The sequence below is a fragment of the Flavobacterium anhuiense genome (assembly GCF_001705175.1).
Taxonomy (GTDB): Bacteria; Bacteroidota; Bacteroidia; order Flavobacteriales; family Flavobacteriaceae; genus Flavobacterium; species Flavobacterium anhuiense.
The window spans coordinates 2,186,701-2,208,118 of the sequence record NZ_CP016907.1; the positions used below are offsets into that span (position 1 = coordinate 2,186,701).

The window sequence follows — 21,418 nt, forward strand, 5'->3', positions numbered from 1 at the left end:
TTAACTGCTTCGTGAGCTACATTAAATTCTTACTTTTGTAAGTACAAAAAATACAATCGGCATGAGCACTGAAAATGAAGTTTTAAATTACAGTAAAGAAGAACGTAAAAATCATATTCTAAAAGAAATTAACCTGCATACGCGTGTGAGTTTTGAAACTCTTTCGGCTAAACTAGGTGTTTCTGAAGATACTGTTCGTCGCGATATAAACGAACTTGACGCCGACTCACTCATAATCAAAGTAAAGGGCGGTGCAATGACCAAAGGGTATCACTATTCTTCGTTGAATCAGACTTATGCTGTGGAAGCTAAACAAGTTATTGCGCAAAAAGCAGTCGATCTTCTTCATGACGGAATGGTTTTAATTGTTGATGGAGGAACCACTATTCGTGAATTCATCCGATTAATTCCAAACGATCTTAATCTAACTGTTTTTACAATTACTGCTTTAACGGCTGTTCAACTTCTGGATAAACCAAATATCAAAACCATCATGATTGGCGGTAGTATTTCTTCTTACAGCCAAATGTGTGTTAGTGGTGAAGCTTTTCATCAATTAGCTAGCATAAAGGCTGATCTTTTGGTCTTAGGAACAAATGCTCTTGATGTAGATGGCGGTTATTCTGATTCTGATTGGGAAACGGTTCAGGTAAAAAAAGCTATGATTAATGCTTCTAGAAAAACAGCAGTTTTAACTATTACGGAGAAATTAAACACCGTTCTTAAAATGAAAATTGCCAATTTATCTGAAATAAATTATGTAATTACGGAAGTAGAACCAACTCACGAAAAATTACAACCTTATAAAAGTGCTGTTCCAAGTCTTATTGTGATCTAATTTCAAAGTGCTTTTGACTTTCATACAGTTATAAAAATGAAAATTGCTTTAATCCAAACCGATCTTTTTTGGCAGAATGCCAGTAAAAACCGTGAAAATTTCGATTCAAAAATTAATGAAATTGATTCGGAAGTAAATTTGATTGTACTTCCTGAAATGTTTTCGACCGGATTTACCATGAATGCTTCTGAGGTTGCTGAAACCATGCAAGGTGAAACGATTGGATGGATGAAGTTTAAAGCAAAACAAAAAAATACAGCAATTACAGGAAGTGTAGTTATTGCCGAAAATGGAAAGTATTATAATCGTATGATTTTTGTTTTTCCGTCAGGCGAAATTCAATATTACGATAAAAGGCATTCCTTTTCTCTTGCAGGCGAAGACAAAGTGTATACGCGTGGAAACCAAAAAGTAATTGTAGAGTATTTAGACTGGAAAATATGCCTTCAGATTTGCTACGATTTGAGATTTCCGGTTTTTGTGCGAAACGCAGAAAACTACGACCTGATTTTGTATGTGGCCAATTGGCCAAAAGTGCGCACTAATGCTTGGGATGCTCTGCTAAAAGCCCGGGCAATAGAAAATCTTTCCTATGTAATTGGGGTAAACAGGATAGGGAAGGATGCTCATAATTTTGAACACATTGGTCATTCACAAGCGATAGATTTCTTAGGGAATTATATTTTAGAGCCACAAGAAAAAAATGGTGTCTTTGTCGTAGAATTAGACAAAAACACCATGTATGAAACGCGTAAAAAGTTAGATTTTTTAAGCGATAGAGATCAGTTTGATATCAAGCTTTAAAAAGCTTTCCGTTTCTTTTCTGCGTCTTTTCTCTTTTTATCGTCCTGTTTTTTCTCAACTTCTGGATTAAAAGGAATGCTCAGGTCAATAGTTTCGTTCCGATCCCAATTGGCGCGGACATCAAATTCTTCCTGATTGTAAAAAACTTCTTCGGGATACCTTTTTTCTAAGAAGCTACCGGTATCGTATTGTTTGTTTTTATTGTCATCATAAATAACACGAACCGTGAAAACATCTGGTTGCAATAAATTGAATTCTAATGTAGTTGCGCCTTCAGAATATCCTTCGGCCAAAACAACGTCTCCTTTTTTATTGGTCAGTTCAACAATAATAGGAAAACGTTTTACATTTTTCAGGTTCAATATAATATTTCCGTAATCAGCATATTCTTTAGTAGCAAGTTTATACGATAAAGTATCGTTTGTTTTTTCGTAGAAATCGGTCAAAGCACCTGGAAGGAAAGTGAAATTATACTTATCCAAAGGTTCTTTTTTGAAATCAATATACAGTTTCTGGTCAAACTCGTCGTATTCTGTGGTATAAGGTACAGCAACAGAATCTTTATTAACCAATGTGATTTTAGATTTATCAAATTTTACCAAAGGAGTTTCACTTTCCAATGTAAAACGCTCTCTAAAATTAAGCTGGCCATTTTGTATCGCTTTAATATTTAAAGTGTCTTTTTTAAAGCTTTAATTTTAAAAGAAAATCTTTTCTTATAGTCTCCTTTTTCAACTTCCATAGATAACGAATCGGCTTTAACTGGTTTGTACCAGACTTGAAGCGAATCTTTTTTAGGAAATTGTGTGACAATAGTTTCCAAAACCTCGTTACCATTTTTTAGGGTAATTTTTGGTTTTAAATTCTTCAAATTCTGTTTCCCTTCATACGGAAGATACAAGCGGTTTCCAGAAGCTTGAATAGGTTTGAAAGCTTTTAGAGGAAGCGTTTCTTTAAACAATTCTAACTCATAAACAGTATCCGTCGGAACTGTGATGTAGTTTTTTAAAAAACCGATTTTGTCATCTTTCGGATTAAATTTATTGTTTGATCCTTTGTCTTTTAAAGCAACCAGAAGATATTTTCCTTCTTTCAAATTTTCAAATTGAAAAGTACGCATACTATCCAAAGTGTTGGTAATATAGCGTGGAAATTCTTTGTAAATCGTAGAATCTTTAAATTTGTCATTTACTTCGTATAGCATTACAGAAACAAAATTGTCAACATATTTTCCGTAAGCATCTTTAATTCTTCCGTTCAATTTAAGCGAATCAATATGTGATCCTGTTGAGAAAATGTATTTAAACTGATTTAAAGCATTCCCCTCGTTATTATCCTGAATTGCCTGTCCAAAATTTAAGCTATAAGTGGTATTGGGCAACAAAGTATCTCGAAGTTCTATTTTTATAAATTTGCTGACGTTGGTAGGCGTAATTAACGGCTCATTTTTTAAAGGGGGAGAAATGATCAGCTGTTTATTGGTGTTTTTAAGTTTGACATATTCGTCAAAATTTAAAGTGATTGTATTTCCTTTAAAATCAGTTGTGAAATTTTTTGGAAAGCTAGATGTTAAAACAGGGGGTAATGTATCTTTTAAACCGCCGGTAATGCTGCCTCTTTTGGCGCAGCTTATCATTGATATTAAAATTATAAAAGCAATGTATTTAAGAGTGTTTTTCAACATAACGGTTTTTCAATTTGATTGCACAAAATAACGATTATATTTGCTTTAATTGAAATTTTTTAGCCATTTATTAGGATTTAGGACTTTTGTGAATCTTCTAAAAAAATTAGCGCTTTGAAGATTTTAAAATGATATAATTTCTTACTTTTGAACTAAAATGTAATTTTCTAAGTTTTGTTCAAACGATTTTTTCCAGTTTTGTTTCTCTTTTTAATGTTGTCATGCACTAAAAACGAAAGACCCGTAATCTCCTTTTACTACTGGAAAACGATGTTCAAATTTTCAAAAATAGAGAAAGAGGCTTTGGATGAGAATGATGTTCAAAAACTTTATGTTAGGTATTTTGATATTGGACTTCATCCAGAATCAAATCTTCCAATTCCCATAAGTCCTGTTCGATTCGAACAAAATCCAAAAGGATATACAATCGTTCCCGTGGTTTTCATTCAAAATAAAATCATGTTGCAACCCAGTATCGATGTAGAAAATCTGGCTCAAAAAACTTTTGATTTTATAGAACAAATCAATTCCAAAAACAAAATTGATTGTCGGGAAATTCAAATTGACTGCGATTGGACACTGAATAGCAAAGAGAATTATTTGAAGTTTATCGAGGTTTTTAAAAAACTTTCAAAAAAGAAACTTTCAGCCACAATTCGACTGCATCAGGTGAAATACTTCAAAAAAACAAAAATCCCAAATGTAGATTCTGGAGTTCTGATGTATTACAATATGGGTTCGATTGCGCCAGATTCGCTAAATTCTATTTACGATCAGAAAGTGGCAGAGCGATATCTGAAAAGTTTGAAGAAATATCCGCTGCATCTTGACTTTGCATTCCCGATTTATTCTTGGGGCGTTCATATTAGAGACAATAAAGTGACTGGACTTCGTTCTAAAATGAGCATTTCAACATTAGAGAAAGATTCCAATTTTGAAAAAATAAGTCCGATTTTTTTTAAGATAAAACATTCCAATTATAAAAATGGTATTTTTTATGAAGAAAATGATCTTTTGAAAATAGAAGAAATTAAATCAGAAGATTTAAAAGAAATGGCAGAAGATTTGCAAGACAATCTTGTCGAAAAGCCAAACGAAATTATATTTTACGATTTAGACGAATTCAATTTAAATAATTATGAAAAGAATATTTTTAAGCAAGTTGTTTCTTGGTTTTAGTGCCGCATTCCTTTTTGCCTGTGGAATAATTTATGCCTGCGCAGATGGAGATTGGGATTATTTTGGTGCTTATAATTCAAACTTTACTCCAGAAACTTTTGCCGACAAATCATACTCGCCTCTGTTTTTATCGGGTGGAATTTTCTACGGAATTGGTTTTGATACCCAGCATAATTCGCGTTTCAATAAAAATATAAAATCAGATTGGGCAGATTATCTTAAAGGAAAAGTCGATACAACAACAGTCAATTATTTTTTAATTGGAGATGAAAAGCCGAGATATTATTCTGATGAAAAAAATACGATTAAAAACAAAGAAGAAATAACGGATCTGCACGTTTTTTATAAAACAAAAAAAGAAAACAAAAGCTCTCAAAAATGGGGCAAAAAGCTGAATTTGAAAGATGAGAAAGTAAAAAACTTTGTTGAATTTTTGTATTTGGCTCAAAAAATAGAAACCGTTTCAATTGGCGAAGATTATTGGAGTTATGATCCTGTTGTGGCAAAAACTTTCAATGATGCCAAAATGATTCAATCAATCGAAAATGTATACAATACTTTGTCTGATCCGTTTTTAAAAAACAGATATTGGTTCCTCACTATGAAGGCGCGTTTTTATAGTAATGACAAACAAAAAGCAATTGACTTTTTTAACAAAACCGAAAGTTCTGTTGCCAAGAATACTTTGTATTATCGTGCTTTGGCGTATGTTGCCGGAATAAATTATAAGCAGAAAAAATACGCGACTTCAAATTATTTATACGCTCAGGTTTTTGACAAATGTCCAGAATTAAGAGTGGTTACGGCTTATAGTTTCAAACCAAAAAACGAATCTGATTGGACTAAGGCTTTAGCCATGGCAAAAAACAATAAAGAAAAAGCAGCGCTTTGGGCAATTCACGGATATTATAAAGATGAAAAACAGGCGATTGAAAAAATCTACGAGTTAGATCCGAAAAGTGAACATTTAAATTATCTAGGAACGAGATTGGTAAATTCGCTAGAGCAAAAAATAAACAATTCATTTCAGGTGAGCAGCGGAGATTATAGCAAGCCGCCAACACCGCAGACTGTTGCAGAGAATAAAAATGAAAACAAAGCAAAAGTTGACAATAGTGAAGTTGATTTAATTGCAAAAATTTCTGCTGCTGGAAATACCGAAAAACCATACTTATGGGATCTTGCAATTGGATATCTTCAAACGCTAAAAGGCGATTATGCTAATGCGGATAAGAATTATACGAAAGCTGAAAAAACACTTCCAAAAACAGAATTGGCCAAATATCAAATTCGATTATTGCGTTTTGTAAATAATTTGAGCAAAATAGATAAGCTGACTGATGAAAACGAAAAAACAATTCTAGCCGATTTGAATTGGCTGTATTATGAACTTCCTAAAAATTATAAAGGACAAGAATTTCGTTATCAGAATGCTTCATCATGGAGCAGAAGTTATTTGTCAAATCTTTATAAAGAAAGCGGCAATTTGGTTATGGCTGAAATTTTTGGTGAATCTCGTTATAGTTATTGGAATGATGGAAATTCGTTTTATGATGATGAGAAGAAATTATTGGGAATTAAAACATTTTTGGCAAAACCAAATAAAACTGAAATAGAAAATATTGGAGCAGGAATTTATAGTTTGAAACTAAAAGATATAAATAATTTTCAAGCAGTTCAGGCGACATTCAAAAACAAAATTCCAGAAGCAATCGAGTTTATGAAACAAACCGATTCGGTTCAGTATTATAAGTTTTTAGGGAATCCGTTTAACGGAAGTATAAAAGATTGTCATGATTGCGATCACGCGGCGTATCAGAAAAGAAAATATACTTTCATGGATTTCTTGACTACAATAAAAGAAATGCAGGATAAATTGGCGCAGAAAGAAGATGTTTACACGAATAGTCTTTTGCTAGGAAATGCGTTTTATAATATTTCTCATTTTGGAAACGGAAGAACTTTTTATGAAAACAACATTGTAGGTTATGGTTCTAGTCCATATTCATTCAGAAATACAATGAAAGAAATGATTACAAATAATTCGGTTTCGAAAATGTATTATCAAAAAGCTTTTGAAGCAGCATCAAACAAAGAGCAAAAAGCAAAATGTTTGTATCTGATTTCAAAATGTGAAAGAAATGATTATTACAATAAAAAATACAATAACGTAAACAGCTATTGGGAAATTCAAGATGATAAAGTTAATTTTATTGCTTGGAACTCATTCAAAGCGTTGAGAAAAGACTATTCTGATACGAAATATTATCAGGATGTAATTGGAGAATGCGGTTATTTTAATACATATATAAATCAATAATTGAAGTAATGGTAAACAAAATAGAACATATCGGGATTGCTGTAAAAAACATGGATGATGCGAATGTTTTGTTCGAAAAAATGCTTGGCGTTCCGTCTTATAAAATGGAAGCAGTAGAAAGCGAAGGCGTATTAACTTCTTTTTTTCAAACCGGAAATAATAAAATCGAACTCTTGGTAGCAACAAATACTGAAAGTCCGATTGCTAAATTTCTGGAGAAAAAAGGAGAAGGCATTCATCATATTGCATTTGATGTTGATGATATCGAAGCTGAAATTGCACGTTTAAAAAACGAAGGTTTTGTCTTGATTAACGAAGTTCCAAAGAAAGGAGCCGACAATAAATTGGTTGTTTTTCTGCATCCAAAGAACACAAATGGAGTTTTGGTGGAGCTTTGCCAAGAAATTAAATAAAAAAATGTCATTTAATTTTTAAATAAGATGTTGAAAATCAATTTCGTTTTTGAGATTCAAAAAAAGATTTAAAATAAAATTCAAATGATGTCTTAAAATATTTGGAGTGAATGAAAAATAGTAGTAATATTGCATCCTCTAAACCGGTCCTATAGCTCAGCTGGTTAGAGCACCTGACTCATAATCAGGTGGTCCCTGGTTCGAGCCCAGGTGGGACCACTTATTTAGAAAATAGAAAGCCTTTACAGAAATGTAGAGGCTTTTTTTGTTTTTGGCGCTTTTGAGATGTGAAAATTGAAATTTTTGATACTTAATAATTAAATTCCTGTTTCTGTAAAATCCCTTAACTTTATCCATCCAAAACAAATTTAATCTTAAGATGGATAGATTAACTCCCGAACAGAGGAGGAAAACTATGCAGGCCATAAAAAGTACTGCTACAAAGAGTGAAGTAAGGCTTGCAAAAGCATTATGGAAATTGGGCTACAGATATCGAAAGAACAATAAAAAGATATTTGGAAGGCCTGATCTTACTTTTGCCAAATATAAAATCGCCATTTTTGTGGATAGTGAATTTTTTCACGGAAAAGATTGGAAAACTGAACAGTTAAGAATTAAAACGAATCGAGAGTATTGGATTCCGAAAATTGAAAGAAATATACAGCGAGATGAAGAAGTCAATTCTTTTCTAATTGATAAAAATTGGACCGTTCTTAGATTTTGGAGTAAGGATATTGAGAAAAATCTCGAAGTCTGTGTGGCAAAAATTGAAGGAACGATTATGCTTTTGAGTATTTAAACCTTTCTGCTTTGAGTTGTTTGGCTTCGATTTTTTCAATGCATTTGAATATTTCGGAAGCTAGTCTCTCTATAACCGGCATGCTTACCGAATTTCCTGCTTGTTTGTAAAGGCTTGAATTAGAAATTTGGGGTAATTTATAGCTGTCAGGAAAACCTTGAAAACGAAAACACTCTCTTGGAGTTAATTTTCTAAAACCGAATTCTGTTGTAATAATGGGAACGTTGTGTCCTCCAGTTCCCATATTGGCAGTTAGAGTAGGGCAGACTTCTTTTTTGTTTTCTCGTACGTAATGTCTTCTGAACTGATAAATTCTATCTTCTCTTACAACCGCTTCTTTGAGCGTGTTATACATGTATTTGTCTTCTGTATAATAGAATTTTTTATCAACTTTTTCTTTTATGATTAAATCGGTAACTTTTTGGGTTAATTCTTCTTTTTCAGGAAAATTAAATTTAAAACCTTTTTTAACGAAATCTTTATCAAACGCGATCATGAAAATCCGTTCGCGGTTATGAGGAATGTTTCCAAAATCTTTAGTATTCAAAATGGCGCTGTCAAAAGTGTAATTGCGTTTTTTGATTTCACGTTGAATTACTTTCATGGTATTTCCTTTGTCGTGTCCTTTAAGATTTTTGACATTTTCGAGAAATACTACTTTAGGTCTCATTTCATCAATAAAATCTAATATTTTAAAAAAATGATTTCCTCTGCTGTCTTTAAAGCCTTTTCTGTGACCCGCAAGAGAAAAAGGCTGGCAAGGAAAGCCGGCAGTAAGAATATCTATTTTGTTGAGTTTTTTTACATCGAGCTGCATTACGTCGCCTTCAATAAGTTTATGCTCGAAATTGTTTCGATAAGTGACACAGGCTTTCTTGTCAAATTCATTTGCCCATTCTAATTTGAAACCTGCATTTTCAAAGCCCAAACAAATACCGCCCACGCCTGCATATAAACTTCCGACTGTATATTTGTTTTTCATTTTGATTACGATTGAGATGCGTCTGAATTGGATTGTACAAATATATTAATTTGATATTCTTATTCTAGAAGGAATGAACTTGAACTGTTTTTTAGATGTGAGTTGATTTAGAAATTTTTTCGAAGAGAAGTTTTTTTTTGAAATCAGTAAATTCTTATAGGCCTGTGGTTCTTGTGAATAATAATAATTGCCCTTCTAGAGCCTTTTATAAAAGGATTAGCAGAATTGGAAAAAGAAAATGTTAAAATTTGTTTCTCCTTTTTTAATTTAAAAGTTGCTTTTCTGTAAAAAACTTATACTTTTGTTCAAGATTTTAGAGATAGAAATGCATTGTGCGAAATTTCTACCAAAGAATATTTATCAATAATTATCTAGACTTGCATATTGCAATAGCTTGAATTTATGAAAAATCTAAAAGCCCCATTTTTAGTAATCGCCTTATTGTTGTTGAATGTTTCATTAGTTGTGGCAAATGAGCCACTTCCTGAACCCGGTAATACAGATGGTATGAATCAAAAAAGTAGTGAGGATTGTGCAGCTTGTCCTGAAGGCTTTCCAATAGATCAAAATGTTAATATTCTCCTTGTAGGCGGTTTGGCTTTAGGAGCTATTATGATATATAAAAACCGAACAAAAAAAGCTTCAATTTAATTGAAGCTTTTTTTATAAAAAAAAATAATTAGGGTTATTTGTTTATAGAATAAAGTCTAGAAATATATTTTCCGACTACATCAAATTCAAGGTTGATTTTTGTTCCAACTTTGAAATCTTTAAAATTAGTGTGTTCATATGTGTATGGAATAATTGAAACACTAAATTCATTTGTTTTAGAATTTACAACTGTAAGGCTAACACCATTTACTGTAATCGAACCTTTTTCGATTGTGATATTGTTTTGAGTTTTGTCGTACTCAAAAGTATAATTCCAGCTTCCGTTTGCTTCTTCAATTTTAATGCAAGTTCCAGTTTGGTCTACGTGTCCTTGTACAATATGCCCGTCAAGACGATCTCCGAGTTTCATTCCTCTTTCTAAATTAACGATATCGCCAACCTGCCAATCGCCGATATTGGTTTTTAAAATAGTTTCGTCAATCGCAGTTACTGTATATAGAGAATCTTTAATGGCTACAACTGTAAGGCATATTCCGTTGTGCGAAACGCTCTGATCTATTTTTAATTCGTGAGTTATGGATGAATCAACTGTTATATGAAGATTGCTTTGGTCTTTTTTGATTTCGTGAACTTTGCCGAGTGTTTCTATAATTCCTGTGAACATTGTGGTTTTATTTTACTAAATTTGCACATCAAAATTAGTAATAAATAAACTGAGCTCATGAATAAAAAAGCAGAAAATATAATTGTTGGAATTTCAGTTGGAGATTTAAACGGTATTGGAAGCGAAGTTATACTGAAAACATTCGAAGATTCTCGTATGTTAGAATTGTGTACGCCGGTTATTTTTGCAAATGCTAAAATTCTTTCTTTCGTTAGAAAAAGCTTTACATCTACAGTTCAGTTTCACGGAGTTGATAAATTGGATCAGATTATACCAGGAAAGGTAAATGTTTTGAATCTTTGGAGAGAAGGGGTTGATATTAACTTTGGAGTCAATGATCCAAAAATAGGAGAATATGCTATAAAATCTTTTACAGCTGGAACAAAAGCGTTGAAAGAAGGTGAAATAGATGTTTTGGTAACAGCTCCGATTAATAAGTATAATATACAGTCTGAAGATTTTAAATTTCCTGGACATACGGATTATCTAAATCAAGAATTAGAAGGAGATGCTTTAATGATGATGGTGCAGGATAATTTAAGGGTAGGTTTAATTACAGATCACGTGCCTTTAAACGAAGTGGCTTCTCATTTGACTGAGGAGCTAATTACTAAAAAAATAGAAACTATTAGAAAATCTTTAGTTCAAGATTTTAGTATAGTGAAGCCAAAAATTGCAGTTTTAGGATTGAATCCGCATGCTGGTGATGGTGGTGTAATCGGGAAAGAGGATGATTTGATTTTAAAACCAGTTCTGAAAAAAATATTCGATTCAGGGACAATGGTTTTTGGTCCGTTTCCTGCAGATGGTTTTTTTGGAAGCTCTCAATATGAAAAATATGATGCTATTGTGGCAATGTATCACGATCAAGGATTAATTCCGTTTAAGACGCTTTCTTTTGGGAAAGGAGTGAATTATACAGCAGGTTTAAATAAAGTAAGAACCTCTCCAGATCACGGCACAGCGTATGATATAGCGGGGAAAGACATGGCAGATTACAATTCGTTTAAAGAAGCAGTCTATCTTGCAATCGATATTTTTCGCTCGCGTAATCAGTATGAGGAGATTAGCCAAAAACCTCTTAAAATAAAAGAAAAACAGTTATAAACAAAAAAAGGTCAATAAGATTATTAGATTTATAATAATTTTATATCTTTGCACCCCAATTCAGATATCTAGTTTTAGAATTGAATTGATCAAATTGATGTTGAAATGAGCAAAACAAAAGAATTTTTAATTCCTTTCGTAGGATTAAAACTAGGAAAACACCATTTTGAGTATCAAATAAATAACACGTTCTTTAAGGACTTTGATTACGATGAGTTTAAAAGTTCAGATATTAAAGTCAATTTACTTTTCGAAAAGAAAAGTAATATGTTAGAGTTAGAATTCAAACATAAAGGAACCGTAAATGTCCCTTGTGATCTGACAGGCGAAGATTTTGATTTACCTATAAAGGGAAAAATGAAACTGATTGTTCGCTTTGGAGAAGAATTTAATGATGATAATGAAGAGTTGTTGATTTTACCACATGGTGAACATGAAATAGATATAGCACAATATATTTATGAAATGATCGCACTTTCTGTTCCGCAGAAAAGAGTTCATCCAGGTGTTAAAGATGGAAGTCTGCAAACAGAAGCTTTAACAAAACTGAATGAATTAAGTGTAAAAGAACAAAAGGAAGAGAGTAACAAAGAAGAAGATATTGACCCGCGTTGGGAAAAATTAAAGAAACTATTAACGGATAAATAATATAGTAAAATGGCACATCCTAAGAGAAAAACCTCGAAAACAAGAAGAGATAAGAGAAGAACACATTACAAAGCTACTGTAGCTCAAATCGCTACATGTCCTATTACAGGTGAGGCACATTTATACCACAGAGCTTACTGGCATGAAGGTAAAATGTACTACAGAGGGCAAGTTGTTATCGATAAATCTGAAGCGGTTGCTTAATACGTTTTTGTAAATTATACTAGAACTCTCACATAGTGAGAGTTTTTTTTGTTGGTTATAATTTTCGTTTTTTAGGAAAATATAGACAAATTCGTTACGTTTTTTTTTGTAATTTTCAAGCCTTTTAAAAATTTTTCAAATTAATGATAATTTGAAAGGAAAATAATAGAATATAATGAATACAATCACAGCCGCAATTACCGCTGTTGGAGCTTATGTTCCTGACTTCGTTCTTTCGAACCAAGTGCTAGAAACAATGGTTGATACCAATGATGAGTGGATTACCGCTCGAACAGGAATTAAAGAAAGAAGAATTCTTAAAGATGCTGATAAAGGTACATCTTATCTTGCCATTCAAGCAGCAAAGGATTTAATTGCAAAAGCAAATATAGATCCGCTTGAGATTGATATGATTATAATGGCAACTGCAACACCAGATATGATGGTGGCTTCTACAGGAGTTTATGTTGCGACAGAAATTGGAGCTACAAATGCATTTTCATACGATTTGCAGGCTGCATGTTCAAGCTTTTTATACGGAATGTCGACAGCTGCAGCATATGTTCAGTCAGGACGTTACAAAAAAGTGCTTTTAATTGGTGCTGATAAAATGTCATCAATTGTAGACTATACAGACAGAGCAACTTGTATTATTTTTGGAGATGGAGCTGGTGCAGTTCTTTTCGAACCAAATTATGAAGGTTTAGGTTTGCAGGATGAGTATTTAAGAAGTGATGGTGTTGGAAGAGATTTCCTTAAAATCCCAGCAGGAGGTTCTTTGATTCCGCCTTCAGAAGAAACTATAAAAAATAGACAGCACAATATTATGCAGGACGGTAAAACTGTTTTCAAATATGCTGTGACTAATATGGCCGATGCCAGCGAATTGATTTTACAAAGAAATAATTTGACAAATCAAGACGTTGATTGGTTGGTGCCACACCAAGCAAACAAACGTATTATCGATGCTACAGCAGGAAGATTAGAATTAGACGAGTCTAAAGTGCTGGTAAACATCGAGAGATATGGTAATACTACTTCTGGAACTTTACCATTAGTATTAGCTGACTTTGAAGATAAGCTTAAAAAAGGAGATAATGTTATCTTTGCCGCTTTTGGTGGTGGATTCACTTGGGGATCTATCTATTTGAAATGGGCTTACGATAAAAAATAAATTAAAACTAAAAACGAATCATTATGGATTTAAAAGAAATTCAAAACCTAATTAAATTTGTTGCAAATTCGGGCGTTGCAGAAGTGAAGTTAGAAATGGATGATGTAAAAATCACGATCAGAACAACTTTAGAAACAAATGTAACTGAAGCAACTTACGTACAGCAATTACCTGCTCAAGCAGCTTTACCTCAAGCGGCAGTTCCGCAAGTTACAGCTCCAACAGTTGTAAGTGTAACTCCAGAGAAACCTGCTTCTGACGATTCTAAATATGTTACTATAAAATCTCCAATCATTGGAACATTCTATAGAAAACCATCTCCAGACAAACCAGTTTTCACAGAAGTTGGAAGCACTGTATCTAAAGGTGATGTTCTTTGCGTAATTGAAGCAATGAAATTATTCAACGAAATCGAATCTGAAGTTTCTGGTAAAATTGTAAAAATTCTTGTAGATGATATGTCTCCAGTTGAATTTGACCAACCTTTATTCTTAGTAGATCCATCATAAATAAATTTAGATTTTAGATTTTAGATTTTAGATTGATCTGTCAGAATTAATACAGACATCTAAAATTATCTAATTATCAAATTGTCTAATTATCTAATTAAAATAAGATGTTTAAAAAAATATTAATTGCGAATAGAGGAGAAATTGCACTTCGTGTAATTCGTACATGTAAGGAAATGGGAATCAAAACTGTTGCAGTTTACTCTACAGCCGATGCAGAAAGTTTGCATGTTAAATTTGCAGACGAAGCGGTTTGTATAGGCCCTCCTCCGAGTAACTTATCGTATTTGAAAATGTCAAATATTATTGCAGCTGCAGAAATTACAAACGCAGATGCAATTCATCCAGGTTATGGATTTCTTTCTGAGAATGCTAAATTCTCTAAAATCTGTCAAGAGCACGGAATTAAGTTTATCGGTGCTGCTCCAGAAATGATCGACCGAATGGGAGATAAAGCTACTGCAAAAGAGACAATGAAAGCTGCAGGAGTTCCTTGTGTACCAGGTTCAGACGGTTTATTAGAATCATACGAACATGCAAAAAAAGTAGCTAAAGAAATTGGCTACCCAGTAATGATGAAAGCTACTGCTGGTGGTGGTGGAAAAGGTATGCGTGCCATCTGGAAAGAAGAAGACCTTCAGAAAGCATGGGAAAGCGCACGTCAAGAAGCTGCTGCAGCGTTTGGAAATGACGGAATGTACATGGAAAAACTTATTGAAGAGCCACGTCATATCGAAATTCAAGTTGTTGGAGATGCATACGGAAAAGCATGTCATCTTTCTGAAAGAGACTGTTCTGTACAGCGTCGTCACCAAAAACTTACTGAAGAAACCCCTTCACCTTTCATGACAGACGAACTTCGTACAAGAATGGGAGAAGCTGCTGTAAAAGCTGCTGAATTCATTAAATATGAAGGAGCTGGAACTGTAGAATTTTTAGTGGATAAACACAGAAACTTCTACTTTATGGAAATGAATACTCGTATTCAGGTGGAGCACCCAATCACAGAACAAGTTATTGATTATGATTTGATCCGTGAGCAGATTATGGTTGCTGCCGGAATTCCGATTTCTGGTAAAAACTACCTTCCGCAATTACACGCTATTGAAGTTCGTATTAATGCTGAAGATCCTTATAACGATTTTCGTCCTTCTCCAGGAAAAATTACTACACTTCATATGCCAGGAGGACATGGAGTTCGTTTAGATACTCACGTATACTCAGGATATAGCATTCCGCCAAACTATGATTCTATGATTGCTAAGTTGATTACAACTGCACAATCTCGTGAAGAAGCTATTAGCAAAATGCGCAGAGCTTTGGATGAGTTCGTGATCGAAGGCGTGAAAACTACAATCCCTTTCCACAGACAATTAATGGATGATCCAAAATATATTGCAGGAGATTATACAACTGCATTTATGGATACATTTAAAATGAATAGTCCAGAATAATTATAAAGGCTTCCAAATTTGGAAGCCTTTTTTTTATAAGCCTTTATAAATTCCAATATTTAAATTCCAAATTCCAATTGGAAACTTGAAATTAGGAATTTAAATCTTACTATAAACTTTGGAATTTGGAATTTACAAAAATTGGAATTTCTTTCAAGGTTACACTTTAAGTGTTTACTTATTACACACCTTTTTTCTCTTTTACACACCTTTTTAATTTTCTCATTTTTTGTTATATTTGATCTAAAACCTTTAAATACAGGTTTTTATGGTATTTGGCACGGCTCTTTTCTTTTATGGCATAATAATTTCATTACTTAAAGCGTAAACAACTATTAATTTAAATATATACGTTATGAAAAAATTATTTTTATCAGCCGCAATTGTTTTAGGAAGTTTAACGTCATTCGCTTCAACTACACAAGCACCCAATACAATCGTAAAAACGATTTCTATTGAAGACGAATACACAGAAATAAAATTAGAAGAATTACCAGCCGCTATTACAGAAGCTTTGAAAAAAGCATATCCTGAAGCAGTAATTACTAAAGCATACAAAAACGAAAAAGCACAGTATAAACTTGATGTGACAGTTGGCGACAAAGTTGGAAATCTTTTCGCAAATGCAGACGGAACTTGGATTAAACAATAATCTTAAAATGAGGTCTTGTGAAAATCCGGATCAAGAATACTAAGATCAAATTAACTATATTAAAAAACAACTATCATGAAAAATTTATTTTTATCAGCCGCAATCGTTTTGGGAGGTTTAACATCATTTGCTTCAACTTCGCCAATTTCAAATTCAATCGTAAAAACAATCTCTATCCAAGATGATTATACAGAAATCAAATTGGAAGAAGTTCCAACCGCTGTAACAGACGCTTTGAAAAAAGCATATCCAGACGCTGTGCTTTCTAAAGCATTTAAAAACACAAAATCTGAATACAAACTTGAAGTAACTGTTGGAGATAAAACAGGAAATCTTTTTGCTAACGCAGACGGAACTTGGATTAAAAAATAATAAAGTCTAACCCTTAAACTATAACTATGAAAAAGTTAATCTTATCGGCAGCAATTGTCTTAGGCAGTTTGTCGATGCATGCAGAAACCACTGCTGTAACTAACCCAATAGTACAGACAGTTAATGATCAGGATGGATATAAAGAAGTAGACGGAGTTCCGGCAGCTGTTAAGAAAGGCTTAGATGAAGCTTATCCTGGTGTAGTGCTTGAAAAAGCTTGGGTAAATGATAAAAAGGAGTACAAAATTGAGATAACGGTTCGAGGTGAAAAATCGATCGTTTATACAGATGCTTCTGGTAACATTCTTAAAAAATAATTTAAACCACAAATATTATGAAAAAGTTAGTTTTATCAGCAGCGATTGTTTTAGGAAGTCTTTCAGTAAATGCTGCAGTTCTTCCAGCAATCTCAATTACTCAATCAGTAATTTTTCAAGATGCATATACTGAGGTGGCTGCAGACCAAGTGCCGGCAGCAGTAAAATCTACAGTTGAAAAATCGTTTCCAAACACTAAGCTGGAAAAAGCTTATAAAAACGATAAGAACGAGTACAAACTTGAAATTTCAAGTGGAGATAAGAAGTATACTATTTTTACAGATGCTTCTGGTAATATCATCAAGAAATAATTAAAAATCAGCATCATGAAAAAATTAATCTTATCCGCAATAGTTGTTTTAGAAATAATGTCAATTCATGCAAATGTATTGCCTGCTTCTAAAGTTACTAAAGCAACTGTAACCATTCAGTCAGAATATACAGAAGTTACAGTAGATGCTGTGCCTGCAGCTGTAAAAACAGCCTTGCAGACCGCTTATCCGGGTGCAAAACTGGAAAAAGCATTTGTAAACGAAAAAAAAGAGTACAAGCTCGAAATATCAGTTGGAGACCAGAAGGCTACTGTTTATTCAGATGTCAATGGTAACTGGTTGAAAATATAATTAGGTGAATTTAGATTTATGTTTTTGGTGAAAAAGAGATTGCGTCGTGCAATCTCTTTTTTTTTACATATTTTACATAATTTTATGAAATAACAAGTATAATAATATTATTTTAGCAAAAAGTCCCTAAAAGCAGATGCCGAAGATATTAATAATAGAAGATGATATTGCGTTTTGTAAATTATTAGAAAAATTTCTAATCAAAAAAGCGTACGATGTAACGATAGCGTTCTCTGCCTCAGAAGCACGTGAAGCAGTTAAAAATGAATCCTTTGATTTGATTTTGACAGACCTTCGCTTGCCTGATTCTGATGGTATTGGATTGATGTCTGAATTTAAAAATTCGCATCCTCATATTCCGGTTATTTTGATGACAGGTTATTCTGATGTAAACACTGCAGTTAAAGCCATTAAAAATGGAGCGGCAGATTATATTTCTAAGCCGTTTAATCCAGATGAAGTTCTTTTGGTTATTACCAATGCATTGCAAGCTCCAAAAGCTGAAGAAGAACAATCTGAAATTACAGAGAAAAAGAAAAAAGCATCTAAAAAGCCAGTTTCAACAGAAAATGAATTTGTTAGAGGAATTTCTGTTGCTTCAAAAAAACTTCTGGATCATATTCAATTGGTTAGTCCAACCGATATGTCTGTTTTGATTATTGGTGAAAGTGGAACAGGAAAGGAAATCATAGCAAAAAGCATTCATCAGCAGAGCAGACGGAAAGACAATAATTTTATTGCAGTAGATTGCGGAGCAATTCCGAAAGAATTGGCAGCGAGCGAATTTTTCGGTCACTTGAAAGGTTCTTTTACCGGAGCAATCAATGATAAAAAAGGATATTTTGAAGCGGCTAATGGCGGAACTTTGTTCTTGGACGAAATTGGAAATCTTTCGTACGAGAATCAAATTCAATTGTTGAGAGCACTTCAAGAAAGAAAAATTAAACCCGTTGGCAGCAATAAAGAAATAAACGTCGATATACGCATTATTACGGCGACCAATGAAGATTTGCGTGAAGCAGTAAAAAACGGCGATTTCAGAGAAGATTTATACCATAGAATCAATGAATTTTCTATTCAGTCACCATCTTTAAAAGACCGTGGAGAAGATTTAATGGTTTTTGCCGATTATTTCCTTGAAAAAGCTAATCAGCAGTTAGATAAAGATGTTATCGGATTTTCTCCAGAAGTAGTTTCTATTTTTCAAAATTACAACTGGCCAGGAAATTTACGAGAATTGCAAAATTGCGTAAAACGTGCCACTCTTTTAACCCGTGGAGATTTTATAGAAAGCGATGTGCTTCCGGCAGAGTTTTTTCAGATTCAAAAACAACCTTCATCAAATGAGGTTTTTTCATTATCTGAAAACGAAAAAGAAACTATTATTCATGCGTTATCAAAAACACAAAATAATAAATCGGAAGCGGCAAAATTGCTTAAAATTACCAGAAAGACACTTTACAATAAATTGAAACAGTACAATATTGAGTAAAAAATTACTTTAAAAAGAGTTTTTTAAATCTCGTGTTTTAATTCTTCAAAAAGAACTTTTATTTTCTCATTTAAATCTGAGTAAGTCGCTTTTATATCAATCGTATCTAAATCTTCTTTTTCGAGATCTTTTAAAAGTTCACCAATTTCATTCGCCTGAATTTGTTTGAACATCGGAGCAATACGGTGCGCGATAGATTTTATTTCATCATAATTTTTTTCTTGAACCGCGATTTTCAAAAAGCCTAAATTTTCTACTGTCGTGTCAATAAAAGATTTTAAAACTTCTTTTAACGCCAATTCGTCTTGTCCCAAAAAATCTTTCAAAGTTTCGAGAGAATAGATTTGAGAAGCATTAGTTGTGCTCTCAATATATTCATTCACAGGAATTTCTTCATGATCCAAAATATGCTGAATCGTTTCCAATAAAATTTTTGGCGAATAAGGTTTCTTTATAACCGTAGTAAAACCAGCATTTTTATATACCGAAAGATCCAAATCTGTACGTCCTGTAAGTGCAATGACAGGCTGATTTTTAAATACAGTTTCGGGAAGCTCGCGAAGTTTCTCTAAAAACAAAAATCCGTCGATTTCTGGCATTTGAATATCAGTAATGACAAAATCAAAATGCGTATTTCGAAGCGCTTCTAGAGCTTTAGCAGGATTAGTAAACGATAAAACCTGATGCTGTTCCTGTTTTAAAACACCGCTGGTCAAATTCAAGAGATTTATATCGTCATCTACAACAATAAAAGTTTGTTTTTTGATTTTTTTTGAAAGTTTGCTTTTGGTTTCGTTTAAAATAATATTCCCCTGGCTGCTATCAAATAATAATGGCAACTGAATAGTAAATGTGCTTCCTTTTCCAAAAATACTTTCTAAACTTAAGCTTCCGCCCAAAATAGAAATGATCTTCTGGCAAATTGATAATCCTAAACCGGTTCCGCCATATTTCTTTTCAATGTTCTCATTAGCTTGCGCAAATTCTTCAAAAACCAATTTCTGATTCGCTTTTTCAATTCCAATTCCAGTATCTTGAATCGAAATTGTAAAAGACTGATCGTCATTCGCGTAAGCGGCAATTCGAATATGACCTTCTTCGGTAAATTTATAAGCATTTCCAATAATGTTGGTCAGAATCTGTTTTAAGCGAAAAGGATCGCCAACAATGCGTTTCTGAAACTGCTCGTCTACGTTGATGATCAGATCGATGTCTTTCTGTTTGTAAACCGTCTGAATGTTTCTAGCAACATCTTCAATAATTTCGGGTAATGAAAATGGAACTTTTTCTATAGAAATTTTTCCTGCTTCAATCTGCGAAAAATCCAATAAATCCTGAACAAGCTGAGTTATATATTCAGACGAATTTTTAATGTTTTTAATGAAATAGGATTGCTTGGTATTGACATCTGAATTGCCTAAAAGTTCAGAATAACCGACAATGGTACTCAAAGGAGTTTTTAGATCGTGGCTTACAGTTGAAATTAATTGCTCGCGGCTTTTCAACAGATTTTTGGTTTTAAAATTCGCGATTTCAAGCTGTTTTTTGTACAACTGAGATTTCGAATAATCGCTGACAATCAAAATTGAGAAAAAGACCGTCAGCAACAAACCAATAACAGCAGAAGCCGTAACAATTTCGTTGACTCTTTTTAATGATTTTTCTTTTAATGAATTGTTCTTTATCGAATTGATGATAATCTCTCGCTCAATAATTCGAAGTATTTTTCTTAGCTGATCTGAAATGGCGATTTCATTTTGAAGCAATTTGTTTTCTTCAAAATTCAAAGATTCTTTCTTTTTTTCGGCTTTTATTTTTACAGAACTCAAAAGCTTTTTAGAATTGGCCAAAATAGAATCTGAAGCTTTTTTGCTCAGCGTGTTAGTGCTGTCATCAGGAATGTTCGAATTTAAATAATCGACATAACGCTGCAGAACACTTCGCTGGTAACTTCCTAATTGATTAGGGTTTTTAGTGAAATCCTGAAGTTCGAGTTTTCTAAGATTAAACTCCATTTTCGTGATTTCATCAATCGCATTATTTACAGAAGTTTCATCGTCTGCTTTATTCTTGATTTCTCTTAATTGCTTGATGTTTTCTGTCTTTTCTGCCAAGAAATAAGTGACACTATCCAAAAGTGTTTTCTGGTATTCTGTCGTAACAATCTGTTTTAAAGTATCGATACGTTTGCGAAGCGAATCGGTTTCGATCAGATAATTTTTAAAATCTTTTTCAGAATTATTCTGAATTGTCTGTCTGGCTAAGCTCTCAGTTTTATAGACATTCGAATAAAGTCGGCTGACTCTAAGGATTTTGGTTTTTTCTAAAGCGATCTTATCTTCAAGCTTGTTATAAACCACATTTTCAGAATACAGAAACCACCCAACTGTAACAACCAAAGCCAATAATGCAACATAGCTGAATAAAACTTTGATTGCGGTGTAACTTCTTTTGGTCTCCATATTTTGCTTGAAAGATTTGGGATTCGGTCCGATTTTCGGGGATTAAAAACATTGCAATTTATCTAAAAAAATCTGTTTACGGAATAGTAAATTGGTCAATATCTTACAT

The 21,418-nt window shown here is 33.1% G+C and carries 22 protein-coding genes, 1 tRNA gene and 1 pseudogene; 20 read left to right on the forward strand and 4 right to left on the reverse strand.

Annotation, left to right across the window (positions count from 1 at the left end):
* The first annotated feature begins 61 nt into the window (after positions 1-61).
* Together BB050_RS09290 and BB050_RS09295 are read left to right on the forward strand one after the other, a co-directional pair.
* Complete coding sequence (locus BB050_RS09290; RefSeq protein ID WP_008465256.1) at positions 62-838, forward strand: DeoR/GlpR family DNA-binding transcription regulator; 777 nt, start codon at positions 62-64, stop codon at positions 836-838.
* 36 nt (positions 839-874) lie between these two features.
* Entirely contained in the window at positions 875-1,642 is a 768-nt protein-coding gene (locus BB050_RS09295) for a nitrilase family protein (RefSeq protein WP_066033383.1), read from the forward strand.
* Here BB050_RS09295 and BB050_RS09300 read toward each other — a convergent pair.
* Positions 1,639-3,326, reverse strand: a pseudogene (locus BB050_RS09300) (Ig-like domain-containing domain). The gene BB050_RS09295 and the pseudogene BB050_RS09300 sit on opposite strands and share 4 nt — an antisense overlap.
* A 270-nt stretch (positions 3,327-3,596) precedes the next feature.
* Here BB050_RS09300 and BB050_RS09305 point away from each other — a divergent pair.
* From BB050_RS09305 to BB050_RS09325, 5 genes are all read left to right on the forward strand, one after another.
* The gene (locus BB050_RS09305; protein WP_083219820.1) at positions 3,597-4,505 is read left to right on the forward strand and encodes a hypothetical protein; all 909 of its coding nucleotides are present in this window, start codon (positions 3,597-3,599) and stop codon (positions 4,503-4,505) included.
* Positions 4,465-6,825 (forward strand): hypothetical protein, encoded by a 2,361-nt coding sequence (locus BB050_RS09310; protein ID WP_066033385.1) that lies wholly within the window; start codon positions 4,465-4,467, stop codon positions 6,823-6,825. Before BB050_RS09305 ends, BB050_RS09310 begins: the two co-directional genes overlap by 41 nt.
* Before the next feature lie 8 nt (positions 6,826-6,833).
* Positions 6,834-7,238 (forward strand): methylmalonyl-CoA epimerase, encoded by a 405-nt coding sequence (gene mce / locus BB050_RS09315; RefSeq protein ID WP_066033386.1) that lies wholly within the window; start codon positions 6,834-6,836, stop codon positions 7,236-7,238.
* A 145-nt stretch (positions 7,239-7,383) separates the two neighbouring features.
* Positions 7,384-7,457 (forward strand) — tRNA-Ile (locus BB050_RS09320).
* Positions 7,458-7,617: 160 nt separating this feature from the next.
* Complete coding sequence (locus BB050_RS09325; protein WP_066033387.1) at positions 7,618-8,037, forward strand: very short patch repair endonuclease; 420 nt, start codon at positions 7,618-7,620, stop codon at positions 8,035-8,037.
* Here BB050_RS09325 and BB050_RS09330 read toward each other — a convergent pair.
* A complete protein-coding gene (locus BB050_RS09330; protein WP_066033388.1) occupies positions 8,018-9,019 on the reverse strand; it encodes a DNA cytosine methyltransferase in 1,002 nt (333 codons plus the stop codon). The two genes, BB050_RS09325 and BB050_RS09330, sit on opposite strands and share 20 nt — an antisense overlap.
* 402 nt (positions 9,020-9,421) lie before the next feature.
* Between BB050_RS09330 and BB050_RS09335 the strand changes: the two genes are divergently transcribed.
* The gene (locus tag BB050_RS09335) at positions 9,422-9,670 is read left to right on the forward strand and encodes a hypothetical protein (protein ID WP_066033389.1); all 249 of its coding nucleotides are present in this window, start codon (positions 9,422-9,424) and stop codon (positions 9,668-9,670) included.
* Between the two features lie 34 nt (positions 9,671-9,704).
* Here BB050_RS09335 and BB050_RS09340 read toward each other — a convergent pair whose 3' ends face one another.
* The gene (locus BB050_RS09340; protein ID WP_066033390.1) at positions 9,705-10,295 is read right to left on the reverse strand and encodes a riboflavin synthase; all 591 of its coding nucleotides are present in this window, start codon (positions 10,293-10,295) and stop codon (positions 9,705-9,707) included.
* A 57-nt stretch (positions 10,296-10,352) separates the two neighbouring features.
* Here BB050_RS09340 and pdxA point away from each other — a divergent pair, with 57 nt between their 5' ends.
* The 12 genes from pdxA to BB050_RS09400 all read left to right on the forward strand — a co-directional run bounded on the left by pdxA (position 10,353) and on the right by BB050_RS09400 (position 18,847).
* Positions 10,353-11,402, forward strand: a complete 1,050-nt coding sequence (gene pdxA / locus BB050_RS09345; protein WP_066033391.1) for a 4-hydroxythreonine-4-phosphate dehydrogenase PdxA — start codon at positions 10,353-10,355, stop codon at positions 11,400-11,402.
* A gap of 105 nt (positions 11,403-11,507) precedes the next feature.
* Complete coding sequence (locus BB050_RS09350) at positions 11,508-12,050, forward strand: YceD family protein (protein WP_066033392.1); 543 nt, start codon at positions 11,508-11,510, stop codon at positions 12,048-12,050.
* 9 nt (positions 12,051-12,059) lie between these two features.
* Positions 12,060-12,254: a 50S ribosomal protein L32 gene (rpmF, locus tag BB050_RS09355; protein ID WP_008465217.1), complete on the forward strand. Its 195-nt coding sequence runs from the start codon at positions 12,060-12,062 to the stop codon at positions 12,252-12,254.
* Positions 12,255-12,429: 175 nt separating this feature from the next.
* The gene (locus tag BB050_RS09360) at positions 12,430-13,428 is read left to right on the forward strand and encodes a beta-ketoacyl-ACP synthase III (protein ID WP_008465216.1); all 999 of its coding nucleotides are present in this window, start codon (positions 12,430-12,432) and stop codon (positions 13,426-13,428) included.
* 23 nt (positions 13,429-13,451) lie between these two features.
* Positions 13,452-13,937 (forward strand): acetyl-CoA carboxylase biotin carboxyl carrier protein, encoded by a 486-nt coding sequence (gene accB, locus BB050_RS09365; RefSeq protein ID WP_008465215.1) that lies wholly within the window; start codon positions 13,452-13,454, stop codon positions 13,935-13,937.
* Between the two features lie 107 nt (positions 13,938-14,044).
* Positions 14,045-15,391, forward strand: coding sequence for an acetyl-CoA carboxylase biotin carboxylase subunit (gene accC, locus BB050_RS09370; RefSeq protein ID WP_008465214.1), 1,347 nt, complete (start codon positions 14,045-14,047; stop codon positions 15,389-15,391).
* Positions 15,392-15,746: 355 nt separating this feature from the next.
* Positions 15,747-16,043: a hypothetical protein gene (locus tag BB050_RS09375; protein ID WP_008465212.1), complete on the forward strand. Its 297-nt coding sequence runs from the start codon at positions 15,747-15,749 to the stop codon at positions 16,041-16,043.
* Positions 16,044-16,118: 75 nt separating this feature from the next.
* On the forward strand, positions 16,119-16,415 hold the full coding sequence (locus BB050_RS09380) for a hypothetical protein (RefSeq protein WP_008465211.1): 297 nt from the start codon (positions 16,119-16,121) through the stop codon (positions 16,413-16,415).
* A gap of 26 nt (positions 16,416-16,441) precedes the next feature.
* On the forward strand, positions 16,442-16,732 hold the full coding sequence (locus BB050_RS09385; protein WP_008465209.1) for a hypothetical protein: 291 nt from the start codon (positions 16,442-16,444) through the stop codon (positions 16,730-16,732).
* 17 nt (positions 16,733-16,749) lie between these two features.
* Positions 16,750-17,043 carry a PepSY-like domain-containing protein gene (locus BB050_RS09390; protein ID WP_008465208.1) on the forward strand — a complete coding sequence of 98 codons (294 nt, stop codon included), beginning with the start codon at positions 16,750-16,752 and terminating at the stop codon, positions 17,041-17,043.
* 15 nt (positions 17,044-17,058) lie between these two features.
* On the forward strand, positions 17,059-17,355 hold the full coding sequence (locus BB050_RS09395; protein WP_066033393.1) for a PepSY-like domain-containing protein: 297 nt from the start codon (positions 17,059-17,061) through the stop codon (positions 17,353-17,355).
* A gap of 136 nt (positions 17,356-17,491) precedes the next feature.
* Positions 17,492-18,847 (forward strand): sigma-54-dependent transcriptional regulator, encoded by a 1,356-nt coding sequence (locus BB050_RS09400; protein ID WP_066033394.1) that lies wholly within the window; start codon positions 17,492-17,494, stop codon positions 18,845-18,847.
* Between the two features lie 23 nt (positions 18,848-18,870).
* Here BB050_RS09400 and BB050_RS09405 read toward each other — a convergent pair whose 3' ends face one another.
* Entirely contained in the window at positions 18,871-21,309 is a 2,439-nt protein-coding gene (locus tag BB050_RS09405; protein ID WP_066033395.1) for a hybrid sensor histidine kinase/response regulator, read from the reverse strand.
* Positions 21,310-21,418: the final 109 nt, after the last annotated feature.